Annotated in this window: 11 protein-coding genes; 5 read left to right on the top strand and 6 right to left on the bottom strand. The window is 69.4% G+C overall.

The features are described 5' to 3' along the window. The first annotated feature begins 210 nt into the window (after window positions 1–210). The 4 genes from KDH83_RS32955 (at window position 211) to KDH83_RS12480 (ending at window position 3,507) form a co-directional block, all read left to right on the top strand. Window positions 211–843, top strand: coding sequence for a response regulator transcription factor (locus KDH83_RS32955; protein WP_212316077.1), 633 nt, complete (start codon window positions 211–213; stop codon window positions 841–843). A 171-nt stretch (window positions 844–1,014) separates the two neighbouring features. Beyond that, window positions 1,015–1,782 carry an IclR family transcriptional regulator gene (locus tag KDH83_RS12470; protein WP_212316079.1) on the top strand — a complete coding sequence of 256 codons (768 nt, stop codon included), beginning with the start codon at window positions 1,015–1,017 and terminating at the stop codon, window positions 1,780–1,782. A gap of 103 nt (window positions 1,783–1,885) precedes the next feature. After that, a complete protein-coding gene (gene pepE, locus KDH83_RS12475; RefSeq protein ID WP_212316081.1) occupies window positions 1,886–2,590 on the top strand; it encodes a dipeptidase PepE in 705 nt (234 codons plus the stop codon). Beyond that, entirely contained in the window at window positions 2,587–3,507 is a 921-nt protein-coding gene (locus tag KDH83_RS12480) for a DUF1177 domain-containing protein (RefSeq protein ID WP_212316083.1), read from the top strand. Before pepE ends, KDH83_RS12480 begins: the two co-directional genes overlap by 4 nt. Before the next feature lie 55 nt (window positions 3,508–3,562). Here the strand turns inward: KDH83_RS12480 and coaBC are convergent, their stop codons facing one another. From coaBC to KDH83_RS12500, 4 genes are all read right to left on the bottom strand, one after another. Then, window positions 3,563–4,759: a bifunctional phosphopantothenoylcysteine decarboxylase/phosphopantothenate--cysteine ligase CoaBC gene (coaBC, locus tag KDH83_RS12485; RefSeq protein ID WP_212316085.1), complete on the bottom strand. Its 1,197-nt coding sequence runs from the start codon at window positions 4,757–4,759 to the stop codon at window positions 3,563–3,565. Between the two features lie 61 nt (window positions 4,760–4,820). Then, window positions 4,821–5,351: a signal peptidase II gene (gene lspA / locus KDH83_RS12490; protein ID WP_212316087.1), complete on the bottom strand. Its 531-nt coding sequence runs from the start codon at window positions 5,349–5,351 to the stop codon at window positions 4,821–4,823. A gap of 2 nt (window positions 5,352–5,353) precedes the next feature. After that, a complete protein-coding gene (gene ileS, locus KDH83_RS12495) occupies window positions 5,354–8,215 on the bottom strand; it encodes an isoleucine--tRNA ligase (protein ID WP_212316089.1) in 2,862 nt (953 codons plus the stop codon). Beyond that, complete coding sequence (locus tag KDH83_RS12500; protein ID WP_212316091.1) at window positions 8,205–9,170, bottom strand: bifunctional riboflavin kinase/FAD synthetase; 966 nt, start codon at window positions 9,168–9,170, stop codon at window positions 8,205–8,207. Before KDH83_RS12500 ends, ileS begins: the two co-directional genes overlap by 11 nt. Before the next feature lie 169 nt (window positions 9,171–9,339). On the opposite strand from KDH83_RS12500, the gene purN reads away from it, so the two are divergent. Further along, entirely contained in the window at window positions 9,340–10,005 is a 666-nt protein-coding gene (gene purN, locus KDH83_RS12505) for a phosphoribosylglycinamide formyltransferase (protein ID WP_212316093.1), read from the top strand. A gap of 726 nt (window positions 10,006–10,731) precedes the next feature. Here the strand turns inward: purN and KDH83_RS12510 are convergent. Together KDH83_RS12510 and KDH83_RS12515 are read right to left on the bottom strand one after the other, a co-directional pair. Then, entirely contained in the window at window positions 10,732–12,363 is a 1,632-nt protein-coding gene (locus tag KDH83_RS12510; protein WP_212316095.1) for an ATP-binding cassette domain-containing protein, read from the bottom strand. A gap of 256 nt (window positions 12,364–12,619) precedes the next feature. Continuing rightward, a partial coding sequence (locus tag KDH83_RS12515) for a CoA ester lyase (RefSeq protein ID WP_212316097.1) occupies window positions 12,620–13,254 on the bottom strand: 635 nt, incomplete at its 5' end.

The raw sequence follows: 13,254 nt of genomic DNA on the forward strand, positions 1-13,254 counted from the left end.
AGTTCCCCGAGAGCCGTTGCCAGCCGTGGGTCTCGCGCTGGTCCGAAGCAATTCGCGAGTGGGCGACAAGATGGCTATGCCCTGGAAACCGGCATGCAGCCAAGCTTTGCGCTAAATCCCGTCGTTTAGAATTCTCCGCACCATGCAGGAAAAGGGCGTGCGCAACCGAGCGGCGTTCCTGTCTTGCGATCCAGATGAGCGGGAGGTGCGGTGTCCGATCTCAGCATACAAGTAGCGGTTGCCGATGATCATCCTGTGGTGCTTCTCGGCGTGGCAATGGAACTGGAGCGCAATCCGTCGCTGCGCATCATCGGGCAGGCAAACGATTCCACCGAACTGGTCGCCTTGCTGGACCAGCACCCCTGCGACGTGCAGGTTCTCGACTACAACATGCCCGGCGGCCGGTATGGCGATGGCCTGGTGTTGTTGTCTCATCTGCGGCGCCGCTATCGCGAGTTGCGGCTGGTGCTGTACACCATGGTCGACAATCCCGCGCTGTTGCTGGCGATCGTCAAGCAGGGCACGTCGGGCGTGGTCAGCAAGTCCGACTCGCTGGCGCATCTGGTCGACGCGGTGCATGCCGCGCATGGCGGCCGGCAGTATTACTCGCCGACCATCAAGGACATGCTGCTCAACAGCATGATGGTGGCCGAACCCAACCGGCTGACGCCGCGCGAGGCCGAAATCGTCCGGCTGTTCTGCGCCGGCAGCACCATCACCGAAATCGCCGAGCGGCTGCACCGCAGCGTGCAGACCGTCAGCACCCAGAAGCGCAGCGCCATGCGCAAGCTGGGCGTGAGCCGCGACGTGGACCTGATCAAGATGTACACCGGCGGAGTCTGAGTTTTGCGGCGTGCGCCTCTTTTCACCGGCGCGACGTGGGCGCGCCGGGTTTCCTGGCGTCCTTCTCCCTGGCCCTCTTGAGTCGGCGTCCGTTCCGGCTTGACCCCCGCTTTCCGGCTGCACTATGCTTGTTCTTTTATAAGGAACAGAGTTCCTTTTTAAGGAACTTTCATGAGCATCCTCGACGGCGTTCAACGCGTGCTGTCGCTTTACGCCGAAGGCGCGGCCGAACTGAGCTTCACCGACGTCGCGACCCGCCTGTCATTGCCCAAGAGCACCACTTCGCGCCTGCTCAACCAGATGCAGCGCCATGGCTTGCTGGATCAGGACGCTTCTTCCCGCCGCTATCGCCCGGGCCTCATGCTGTCGATGGCGGCGCGGGCCGGCATGGCCGGCCGTCCGCTGGACTCGGCCTGTCGCAAGGTGCTGGCCCGGCTTTCCGAGCGTTCCGGCCTGACGGCCTATCTGTCGACGCTGAACCAGCGCGAGACGGTGGTGCTACAACGCCTGGACGGCTCGCATCCGGTGCAGGTGCTGTCACCGCCCGGATCGCGCCGCGCCGCGTCGGGCACGGCCATGGGCAGGGCCCTGCTGTCGCGCCTGAGCGACGCCGAATTCACGACCTTGTACGGCGCCAATCCGGTCCTGCACCTGCCCATGGAGGGGCGTGATTGCCCCGGCAGCGTCGGCGAGCTGGCCGAGCGCGTGGCCCGGACGCGCGCCGAGCGCTGCGCCGTGGCGATCGACCAGGCCATGCCCGGCATCGGCGCCGTGGCGGCCGCCGTGCGCGATCCGCTCTCGGGTGAGCTGCGCGGCCTGTGCCTGTCGTTCGTGTCGTTCCAGGCCGATGCCGCGCGCGTGGCGCAACTGCGCGAGGCGGTGCTGGAACTGGTCGGCGCGCTGGGCCGTGAACTCAATGATCCATTCTGGCAGGGCTGACGACGGACACGCGCCTTCCCGCCATCTTGCCGCGCGCCGAGTCCGCGGCATTCCAGTCATCGCATTCCGGCTATCCGGACCTTCATCACCACGGAACCTTTCCATGAATCTTCTGCTTCTCAGCAATTCCAGCAGCGACGCCGGCTATCTGGTGCATGCCCTGGCCGACATCCGCGAATTGATCGCGGGCCTGCCGGCCGGCGCGCCCGCCGTGTTCGTGCCGTTTGCCGGCGTGACCCGCAGCTGGGATGACTACACCGCCATGGTCGGCGCCGCGCTGGCCGATACCGGCCTGGACGTGCAGCCGCTGCACCGCGCCGCGGACCCGCTGGCGGCGCTGGAAAACGCCGCGCTGATCATCGTGGGCGGCGGCAATACCTTCAATCTGCTGGGACAGCTGCGGCGCCAGGGCCTGCTCGACGCCGTGGCGCGGCGCGTGCGCCTGGGCACGCCCTATCTGGGCTGGAGCGCCGGTTCGAACCTGGCCTGCCCGAGCATCTGCACGACCAACGACATGCCCATCGTCGATCCAGAAGGCTTCGACGCGCTGGGGCTGCTGTCGTTTCAGATCAATCCGCATTACACCAACGCCCATCCTCCCGGCCATCGCGGCGAAACGCGGGCCCAGCGCCTGGCCGAGTTCTGCGTGCTGAATCCGTCCATGCCGGTGCTGGGGCTGCCTGAAGGCTCGGCGCTGCGCGTGCGCGGCGATGCCGTCACGCTGCTCGGACCGCACGAGGCGCCGCTGTTCCAGGGGCAGCAGGAGCCGCGCGTCTACGCGCCGGGCGCGCTGGAGCTGCCCGCGTGAAACAGGCCATCGACGCCATCGAGCTGTTGTCGTCCGCGCATGTCACGGGCGAGGCGGTCGCCGGGCGTTTGCGCGCGGCCGGCCGTTGCGACGTGACGGTCACGCGGCTGGAGCGGGATGGCGCGGCCACCGAGTTCCTGTCCATCGTGATTCCGGGCGCGGACGATAGCGCGCCCCAACTGGGCATCGTGGGCCGCCTGGGCGGCATCGGCGCCCGTCCGGCGGTCACGGGATTGGTGTCGGACAGCGATGGCGCCGTGGTGGCCATCGCCGTCGCCTTCAAGCTCATGGCGATGGCCGCACAGGGCGACGTGCTGCCCGGCACGGTGCGCATCCGCACGCATATCTGCCCGCGCGCGGGCACGCGGCCGCAGCAGCCGGTGCCGATGATGCGCTCGCCCTTTCCCATGCGCGAGATGATGGCGCACGAGGTCGACCCGCGCATGGATGCGATCCTGTCCGTCGACACCACGCGCGGCAATCGCCTGGTCAACCAGCGCGGCGTCGCGCTGACGCCCGTCGCCAAGCAGGGTTATTTGCTGCGCATACCCGAGACCATGCTGGACCTGCTGGGCTGGGTGAGCGGTGAGTTGCCGCTGACGCTGCCCCTGACGACGCAGGACATCACGCCCTACGAGAACGGGTTGTGGCATGTGAATTCGCTGATGCAGCCGGCAATCGCCACCGATGCGCCGGTGGTGGGCGTGGCGCTGACGGCGCAGACCACGGTGCCCGGCTGCGCCACGGGCGTGACCAATGCGGTCGACGCCGACGTGGCCATGCGCTTCTGCATCGAGGTGGCCAAGCTCTATGGCCAGGGCGCGCTGAAGTTCTACGACGAAGCGGAATGGGCCGCGCTGCAACGGCGCTACGGATCGCTGGCGCATTTGCAGACGGTGGGGAACGCGCCCGATTGAGCGCCTGGGTGGTAGCGGCTGTCCGGTAGCCGGGCAGCCGCCAGTCTTGCCGGCCTCAGTCCGGCAGGCGCGCCGCGATCTCGGCGATCAGGCGCCGGGCGGCGTCCAGCTTGCCGGCGGCGGGCAGGGGATGCACGCCCTGCGCATCGAACAGCACCAGCTCGGTGGTGTCCGCGTCCATGACTTTCTGCGCCAGGTTGCCCACCAGCAGCGGGATGCCCTTGCGCACGCGCTTGGCCTCGGCGTGCTCGGCCAGCTTCTCGGTCTCGGCGGCAAAGCCCACGCACCAGGGGCCGCCTTCCAGCCTGGCCACTTCAGCGAGGATGTCCGGATTGGGCTCGAATTCCATCTGCGGCGCGCCGCCGCCTTCGCTGGTCTTCTTGAGTTTCTGCGCGCTGACGTTCTTCACGCGCCAGTCGGCCACGGCGGCCACGGCGATGAAGATGTCGGCATCCATGGCGCTGGCCATGACGGCATCGTGCATCTGGCGCGCCGTGGTCACGGACAGCGAGGTGACGCCGCGCGGCACGGGCAGGGCGGTCGCGCCGGTGACCAGGGTGACGCGGGCGCCGGCTTCGCGCGCGGCGCGCGCCAGCGCGTAGCCGGTCTTGCCGGACGAGCGGTTGCTCAGTACGCGGATGGGGTCGACCGGCTCGGACGTCGGGCCGGCGGTCAGCAGCACGTGACGGCCGGCCAGCAGCTTGGGCTGGAAGAAGGCGATCAGGTCGGTCAGCAGCTCGTGCGCTTCCAGCATGCGGCCGTCGCCGGTCTCGCCGCAGGCCTGTTCGCCGGCGGCGGGGCCGAGCACGGCAATGCCGTCGGCGCGCAGCTGTTCGACGTTGCGCTGCGTGGCCGGGTTGGCCCACATCTCGCGGTTCATGGCCGGCGCGACCAGCAGCGGACAGGCGCGCGCCAGGCATAGCGTGGACAGCAGGTCGTCGGCCATGCCGTGCGCCAGCTTGGCCATGAAGTCGGCGCTGGCCGGCGCGATCAGCACGGCGTCGGCGCCGCGCGTCAGGTCGATGTGCGCCATGTTGTTGGGCACGCGCGCGTCCCAGGCATCGACGAACACCGGGCGGCCGGACAGCGCCTGCATGGTGACGGGCGTGATGAAGTGCGTGGCCGCCTCGGTCATGACCACGTCGACCGTGGCGCCTTGTTCGGTCATGCGCCGCACCAGCTCGGCGATTTTGTAGCAGGCGATGCCCCCGGTCAGACCGAGGACGATGCGTTTGCGGGCGAGGTCGAGCATGGGGCGGGAGCGGCGCGGTGGGCGCCGCGTAGTCGAGGAATGGATATTGATTCTACAGCGCTCAGCCGTGCGGCTTGCGCGAGCGCAGCAGTTCGTCCAGCACCAGCAACACGGCGCCGCAGCTGATGCCCACGTCCGCCAGGTTGAAGGCCGGGAACTGCCAGTCGTTCCAGTAGAACAGCAGGAAGTCCACCACGTGGCCGTAGACCACGCGGTCGATCACGTTGCCCACGGCGCCGCCCAGGATCAGCGCCAGCGCCAGGCTGAAGCGCGGCTGGCCGTGGGTACGGCGCAGAAGCCAGACGATCACGACGGCCGCCACGCAACCCAGGCCGGTGAAGAACCAGCGCTGCCAGCCTTCCTCGGTCGCCAGGAAACTGAACGCCGCGCCTCGGTTGTAGACCAGCGTGAAGTCGAAGAACGGCAGCAGGTGCAGCCGTTCGCCGTACTGGAACGTGGTGTTGAAGTAGATCTTGGTCAGCTGGTCCAGGACGATGATGAACAGCGCCAGCGCCAGCCAGCCGCCGATCCGCGCCGGAGCGGCGCGGCCGGACGGCTGGTCCGGCGTCCCGTGGTCGACGGGGCCGGCCATGCTCAGGCCTTGTTGCGGGCTTCGCCCGCGCCGAACAGGTTGGACACGCAGCGGCCGCAGATCTCGGGGTGGTCCGCGTCCTGGCCCACGTCCAGGCGCCAGTGCCAGCAGCGCTCGCACTTCTTGTGCTGGGACGGCGTGACCTCGATGCGCGTTTCACCCTCGCCGGCATGCACCGTGGCGCGCGACACGATCAGCACGAAGCGCAGGTCGTCGCCCAGGCTGGCCAGCAGTTCCTGGTCGGCGCTGGCGGCGTAGAGGTCCACTTCGGCCTGCAGCGACGAGCCGATGTCGCCCGCCGTGCGGACTTCCTCGAGCTTGCGCTGCACTTCGGCCCGGATCGCGCGCAGGCGAGCCCACTTGGCCGTCAGGGCCTCGGCGTCGGCATAGGGCGGCAGGCTGTGGAAGACCTCGGTGAAGATGGTGACGCGCGCGGCGTCGGCCTGGTTCTTCAGCGCCGAGGCGGCCAGTTCCTTCCAGGCCTCTTCGGCGGTGAAGGACAGGATCGGGGCCATCAGCTTGAGCAGCGCCTGAGTGATCTCCAGCAGCGCGGTCTGCGCCGAACGGCGCGCCAGGCTGCCGGCCGCCGTGGTGTACAGGCGGTCCTTCAGGATGTCCAGGTAGAACGCGCCCAGGTCTTCGGAGCAGAAGGTCTGCAGGCGCGACACGGCCGGGTGGAAGTCGTAGCGCTCGTAGTGCGCGCTGATCTCGGCCTGCATTTGCGCGGTCATGGCCAGCGCGTAGCGGTCGATCTCGAACAGCTCGCCATGCGGCACGGCCTGCGACACGGCGTCGAAGTCGGCCAGGTTGGCCAGCAGGAAGCGCAGCGTGTTGCGGATGCGGCGGTAGCCTTCGACCACGCGCTTGAGGATCTCGTCGGAGATCGACAGCTCGCCCGAGTAGTCGGTGGACGCGACCCACAGGCGCAGGATTTCGGCGCCGAGCGAATCGGACACCTTCTGCGGGGCGATCACGTTGCCCACGGACTTGCTCATCTTGCGGCCCTGGCCGTCCACCACGAAGCCGTGCGTCAGCAGGGCCTTGTAGGGCGGCTGGCCATAGAGCATGCAGCCGGTCAGCAGCGAGGAATGGAACCAGCCGCGGTGCTGGTCCGAGCCTTCCAGGTAGAGGTCGGCGGGCCAGGCCAGCTCGGCGCCGTGCGAGCCGGCGAAGGCGCCGTCCTTGCCGCCCAGCACGGTGGCGTGGGTGCTGCCCGAGTCGAACCACACGTCCAGCGTGTCGCGGTTCTTTTCGTACTGGTCAGCCTCGTCGCCCAGCAGCTCGCGCGGATCCAGCGTCTGCCAGGCCTCGATGCCGCCCTGTTCGACGCGCAGCGCCACCTGTTCGAGCAGCTCGACCGTGCGCGGGTGCAGCTCGCCGGTTTCCTTGTGCACGAAGAAGGCCATGGGCGTGCCCCACTGCCGCTGGCGCGACAGCGTCCAGTCGGGGCGGTTGGCGATCATGGCGTGCAGGCGGGCGCGGCCCCAGGCCGGATAGAAGGCCGTGGCGTCGATGCCGGCCAGGGCCGATTCGCGCAGCGTCGGGCCGCCGTCCTTGGGGGCGACATCCATGCCCGCGAACCACTGGCTGGTGGCGCGGTAGATGATGGGCGTCTTGTGGCGCCAGCAGTGCATGTAGCTGTGCTTGTGCTTTTCCACGTGCATCAGCGTGCCGGCCAGCTTCAGGGCCTCGACGATCTTGGGGTTCGCGTCCCAGATCGACAGGCCGCCAAACAGCGGCAGGCTGTCGGCGTACTTGCCGTCGCCCATGACAGGGCTGATGAAGTCGGTGTCCTTCATGCCGTGCGCCTTGCACGACACGAAGTCCTCGATGCCGTAGGCCGGCGCCGAGTGGACCACGCCGGTGCCCGAATCGGCCGTGACGTAGTCGCCCAGGTAGACGGGCGACGTGCGGTCATAGCCGGGGTTGGCCTTGGCCAGCGGGTGGCGGAAGCGGATTTCGGACAGGGCGGCGCCGGGCGCCGTGGCGATGACTTCGCCTTCGAGCTGCCATTGCTTCAGGCAGTCCTCGACGCGGTCCTTGGCGATCAGCAACAGCGGGCCGGACACGGGCGCGGGCGACACGCGCACCAGCGCGTATTCGATTTCCGGGTGCAGGTTCAGCGCCTGGTTCGACGGAATGGTCCAGGGCGTGGTGGTCCAGATCACGATGGCGCCATCGTCGACCGAATCCAGGCCGAAGGCCTTGGCCAGCGCCGGACGGTCGGCGAAGGGGAAGGCCACGTCCACGGCCGGATCGACGCGGTCGGCGTACTCGACCTCGGCCTCGGCCAGCGCCGAGCCACAGTCGAAACACCAGTTCACCGGCTTCAGGCCGCGGAACACGTAGCCTTTTTCCAGAATGCGGCCGAGCGCGCGGATCTCGTCGGCCTCATTGCTGAAGTTCATGGTCATGTAGGGGCGGTCCCACTCGCCCAGCACGCCCAGGCGCTTGAAGTCCTTGCGCTGGCGGTCGATCTGCTCGAGCGCGTAGGCGCGCGCCTTGGACTGCACTTCCGCCACGGGCAGGTGCTTGCCGTACTTCTTTTCGATCTGGATCTCGATGGGCATGCCGTGGCAGTCCCAGCCCGGCACGTAGTGCGCGTCATAGCCGGCCATGTTGCGGCTCTTGACGATGATGTCCTTCAGGATCTTGTTGACCGCGTGGCCGATGTGGATGTCGCCGTTCGCGTAGGGCGGGCCGTCATGCAGCACGAAGCGCGGACGGCCGCGGCTGGCGGCGCGGATCGCCTGGTAGACGTGGTTTTCCTCCCACTGCGTGATCCAGGCGGGCTCGCGCTTGGCGAGGTCGCCCCGCATGGGGAAGGGAGTGTCGGGCAGGTTGAGGGATTTTTTATAGTCCATGAACGGCAAAATAGGCGCGCGCGTTTCGCGCGTCTTCGGCGATGGCGGCAGTCAGGGAAGGGAGATCGGGAAATTTTTCTTCGTCCCGCAGCTTGTGCAGGAATTCGACTCGCACGAGTTTACCGTAAGCATTGACGGTCTCGTCGAGCAGGTGGGCCTCCAGCAGGACCCGGCCATGGTCCTCGACCGTCGGGCGCACGCCCAGGCTGGCCACGGCCGGCAGGGCGCGGTCGCCCAGGCCGTAGACCTGGACCACGTAGATGCCCGAGCGCGCCGCGCAGCGCGGCGCCACGCGCAGGTTCATCGTGGGAAAGCCCAGCGTGCGGCCCAGCTTCTGGCCATGGATCACGTGCCCGCTGATATGGAACGGGTGGCCCAGCAGGTGGCGCGCGCGGTCCAGATCGCCCACCGCCAGCGCGGTGCGGACTTCGGAGCTGGAAATGCGGTGGCCGTGCTGGTCGGTCACGTCGGCCAGGGTCTGCACCTCGAAGCCGTGCCGCAGGCCGGCCTCGCGCAGCAGGTCGATGTCGCCGCTGCGCTTGTGGCCAAAGCGGAAGTCCTCGCCCACCAGCAGCCAGCGCGTCTGCAGGCCCTGGACCAGCAGGTTCTCTATGAAAGCGTTGGCCGACATTTCGGCCAGCCGGGAATTGAAGCGCTCCACAACCACCTGGGAAATGCCGTAGCGGGCCAGCGCGGCCAGCTTGTCGCGCAGGCCGGAGATGCGGGTGGGCGCCAGTTCGGGCCGGCGGTTCAGGGCGGCAAAGTACTCCCGCGGATGCGGCTCGAAGGTCATCACGGCGGGCGTCAGGCCGCGTTCGCGCGCGACCTGGCAGACGCGCGCGAGCATGGCCTGGTGTCCGCGATGGACGCCGTCGAAATTGCCGATGGTCAAGGCGCTGGGCGCGCGTTGAGCGGGCGGGGGCAGGGATCGGTGGATGCGCAGCGTAGGTTTCACGGACGAGAGTTTACAATTTTGGATTCAGGATCAGTCCGCACCCCGCGCATTCTTGCGCCGGCGGGTGACGGAACGGTCCCCAACCCGCCGCCGCTCCTGGGCAAAATGGTCCGCCGGAGCGGAATGCGCGCCCAGCGCCGCGCGGGGTTTTTTCTCGGAAATCGCTATCTTGCCGGATTCTTCTCTTATCAAGCGCCGCCTGGTCATCCTGATCTCGGGGCGCGGCAGCAACATGCAGGCGCTGGTCCAGGCCTGTCGCGACCAGGGCTGGCCGGCCGAGGTCGTCGCCGTCATCGCCAGTCGGCCGGACGCCGCCGGGCTGGACTGGGCGCGCGCCCAGGGCATCGCCGCCTCGGCCCTGCACCACAAGGAATACGCCAGCCGCGAGGCCTTCGACGCCGCGCTGGCCGAGGAAATCGACCGCCATGCGCCGGATTACGTCATCCTGGCCGGCTTCATGCGCGTGCTGACGCCGGGCTTCGTCAACCATTTCGCGGGTCGGCTGGTGAATATCCATCCCTCGCTGCTGCCGGCCTTCCCTGGCCTGCACACCCATGCCCAGGCGCTGGCCACGGGCGTGCGCGTGCACGGCTGCACCGTGCATTTCGTCACTCCGGTGCTGGACCACGGCCCCATCATCGCCCAGGGCTGCGTGCCGGTGCTGGCCGGCGATACGCCGGAATCGCTGGCCAACCGCGTGCTGGAGGTCGAGCACCGTGCTTTTCCGGCCGCCGTGCGCTGGCTGGCCGAAGGCCGGGTTACGCTGACGCCTGACCACCGGGTGGACGTACAAGGCGATCCCGAGCGCCTGTTCACCTGGTCGCCGGCCGCCTGACGGCCCGCCATCATCCGGCCATCAGGCCCGCAATCGCATTTACCAGGGCGGATCGATGCCGCCTTATTTGGAATACACCATGAGCAAACCCCAATCTCCGCGTTCCCGTCCGGCCGCCGCCAAGGCGGGCGAAGGGCGCGACGGACGGTCTTTCTTCTCGCGCCCGAAGGGCGAGGCCCGCGCCACGGTCGAGCGTTCCGAGCGGCCCGCCCGGGCCTCGGGGCCTGATGGCGGCCGTGGCAGCCATGCCGAACCGCGCGCCCGCCGTGACGCGCCGGCGGGGCGTCGGGACGAAGGGGCGGGCGCCGGCCGCCGCGGATACGGCCGCGACGAGCGCCCGGACCGGCGCCGGCGACACGAAGGCCGCCGGGGGGAAGCCCGCCAGGATCCCCCCGCGCAAGGGGGGGGGCGCGGGGGGGCGGGGGGGGGGGGGGGGGGGGGGGGGGGGGGGGGGGGGGGCCGGGGGGGGGGGGGGGGGGGGGGGGGGGCGGGCGGCCCGCGGGCTGGGGGGGGGGGGGTGTTAGTGGGGGGGGGGGGGGGCGCGGGGGTGGGGGCGGGGGGGGGCGACCCGTTGGGGGGGGGGGCGCGCCGGCGGGGGGCGCGCAATGGGCGCGATTGTAACCTGATCGGCCCGGCGCGGAGTACGGAGCCAGACCCGAGCCAGACTCGAGCAAGACCCGCGCGAGGTCCGCGCGAGGTCCGCGCCAGGCCGGGCGGCGGGCGGCTTCAGGCCGCCTTGGCCGACAGCTTGGTCTGGTACAGCCAGGCCTTGTAGTCGTCCAGGTCGCCGTCGAAAGGACGCACCTGGCCGTCGGCCACGATGATGAACTGGTCGGTGCTGGCGCGCAGCAGGTGGCGGTCGTGCGAGACCAGCACCAGCGTGCCCTCGAACTGCGCCAGCGCGCTGGTCAGCGCCTCGCGCGTTTCCAGGTCCAGGTGGTTGGTGGGCTCGTCCAGCAGCAGCAGGTTGGGGCGCTGCCAGACGATCAGCGCCAGCGCCAGCCGCGCCTTCTCGCCGCCGGAGAACGGCGTGATGGGGCTGGTGGCCATGGCGCCGTTGAAATTGAAACTGCCCAGGAAGTTGCGCAGCTCCTGCTCGCGCACATTGGGCGCGAGCTTGGTCATGTGCCACAGCGGCGATTCGTCATGGCGCAGCATCTCGACCTGGTGCTGGGCGAAGTAGCCGATCGACAGGCCCTTGTTGAACTGGGTGTCGCCGGCCAGCGATTGCAGCTCGCCGGCGATGGTCTTGATGAAGGTCGACTTGCCGGCGCCGTTGATGCCCAGCAGGCCGATGCGCTGTCCGGCCTGCAGCGAGAAATTGATGCCGGACACGATGATCTTCTCGGACACGGCTTGCGTGTCCTCGTCGACGTTGCGGTAGCCGGCCGACACCGCGTCCATGGTCAGCAGCGGGTTGGGCGCGCGCAGCGGCTCGCGGAACTCGAAGGAGAACTCGGCGGCGGCGCGCAGCGGCGCCACTTCCTCCATCCGCGCCAGCGCCTTGATGCGGCTCTGCGCCTGGCGCGCCTTGCTGGCCTGGGCCTTGAAGCGGTCGATGAAGGACTGCAGGTGCGCGCGCTGGCGCATCTGCTTTTCCATCATGCCCTGGGCCAGCACCAGCTGCGCGGCGCGCTGGCGCTCGAACGACGAGTAATTGCCGGAATAGCGCCGCAGCTTGCGCTCGTCGATGTGCACCACGACATTGACCACTTCGTCCAGGAAGTCGCGGTCGTGCGAGATGATGAGCAGCGTGCCCGGATAGCGCTTGAGCCAGTCCTCCAGCCAGATGATGGCGTCCAGGTCCAGGTGGTTGGTGGGCTCGTCAAGCAGCAGCAGGTCGGACGGGCACATCAGCGCCTGCGCCAGGTTCAGGCGCATGCGCCAGCCGCCCGAGAAGCTGGTCAGCGGCAGCCGCATCTGTTCCTGCGTGAAGCCCAGGCCGGTCAGCAGCTGCTCGGCGCGCGAGTGCGCGGTGTAGGCGTCGGCGTCGGCCAGCGCGGCGTAGATCTCGGCCATGCGCAGGCCGTTCTCGGCGCTTTCCGGCTCGGCTTCCAGCGCGGCCAGCTCGGCCTCCAGCTGGCGCAGCGTGGCGTCGCCGTCGATGGCGTACTCGATGGCCGGGCGGTCCAGCGCCGGCGTTTCCTGGGCCACGTGCGCCATGCGCCAGGTGGCCGGATAGTCCAGGTCGCCCTGGTCGGCGTGCAGCACGCCGCGCAGCAGCGCGAACAGGCTGGACTTGCCGGCGCCGTTGGCGCCGATGAGGCCGATCTTGTCGCCGGGGTTGAGCAGCAGGTCGGCTTTGTCGAGCAGCGGCTTGACGCCGCGCGCGAGGGAAACTTGTTGGAAGCGGATCATGGTCGAAGCGGAAACTGGGGCGGGCCGGCGCGGTTCCGCCGCGCGCGACATGGCGCGCATGGCGGGATGCCGGGCGCGGGATTCCTGCCTGGAGTTCAAGCGGCCCGCGCGCGGAACGGCACGGCGCTGGGCCTGGCGCAGTGCCGCGAAGTGCGGCGTCGTGCGCGTGAGGAACCGTATTGTACCGGGCCGGCGTGGCAATGCCGTTGCAGGGCTGGCGCGGCGGTATGGACGAGGGCGAGCGCGCGGTGCGCGCTCAGGCGGCGGCGATGGCGGCGGCCAGCGCCAGCACGCGTTCGGCTTCGCGCGCGTGCAGGTTCTCGACCAGCGAGCCGTCCACCACCGCGACGCCGTGGCCGCCGGCCTGGGCGTCGCGCCAGGCCTGCAGCCGCTTGCGCGCGGTGGCGATTTCTTCGTCGCTCGGCGCATAGGCCGAGTTGGCGGCGGCGATCTGGCGCGGATGGATCAGCGTCTTGCCGTCGAAGCCCTGGTCGCGGCCTTGCTCGCAGGCCAGCGCCAGGCCGGCGTCATCGGCCAGGTCCAGGTGCACGCCGTCCAGCGCCGCCAGTCCGTGGGCGCGTGCGGCCATGACGGCGAGCGAGCGCGCCAGCAGGGTTTCCTCGCGGCCCGGCGTGTGGCGCGCATGCAGATCCTTGACCAGGTCCGACGTGCCCACGACCAGGGCCGCCAGCCTTGGATGGCCGGCGATGGCGTCCAGCCGCAGAAAGCCCAACGGCGTTTCGCACATGGCCCACAACGGCAGGTCCGCGGGCGCGCCGGCCGCGTCCAATGCCCGCGCCAGCGCGTCCAGCTGGGCCGGGTTTTCAACCTTGGGCAGCAGCACGGCGTCGGCGCCGGCGCGCCCGCGGACCTGCCGTTGTGGGCCATGTG

The sequence above is a fragment of the Achromobacter sp. Marseille-Q0513 genome (assembly GCF_018195695.1).
GTDB lineage: Bacteria > Pseudomonadota > Gammaproteobacteria > Burkholderiales > Burkholderiaceae_B > Achromobacter.

Bases quoted from the DNA above. Each gene is read 5' to 3' on its own strand.
- KDH83_RS12510 (WP_212316095.1), bottom strand. From the start codon at position 12,363: ATGATCCGCTTCCAACAAGTTTCCCTCGCGCGCGGCGTCAAGCCGCTG.
- coaBC (WP_212316085.1), bottom strand. From the start codon at position 4,759: ATGCTCGACCTCGCCCGCAAACGCATCGTCCTCGGTCTGACCGGGGGC.
- KDH83_RS12470 (WP_212316079.1), top strand. From the start codon at position 1,015: ATGAGCATCCTCGACGGCGTTCAACGCGTGCTGTCGCTTTACGCCGAA.
- ileS (WP_212316089.1), bottom strand. From the start codon at position 8,215: ATGGACTATAAAAAATCCCTCAACCTGCCCGACACTCCCTTCCCCATG.
- pepE (WP_212316081.1), top strand. From the start codon at position 1,886: ATGAATCTTCTGCTTCTCAGCAATTCCAGCAGCGACGCCGGCTATCTG.
- lspA (WP_212316087.1), bottom strand. From the start codon at position 5,351: ATGGCCGGCCCCGTCGACCACGGGACGCCGGACCAGCCGTCCGGCCGC.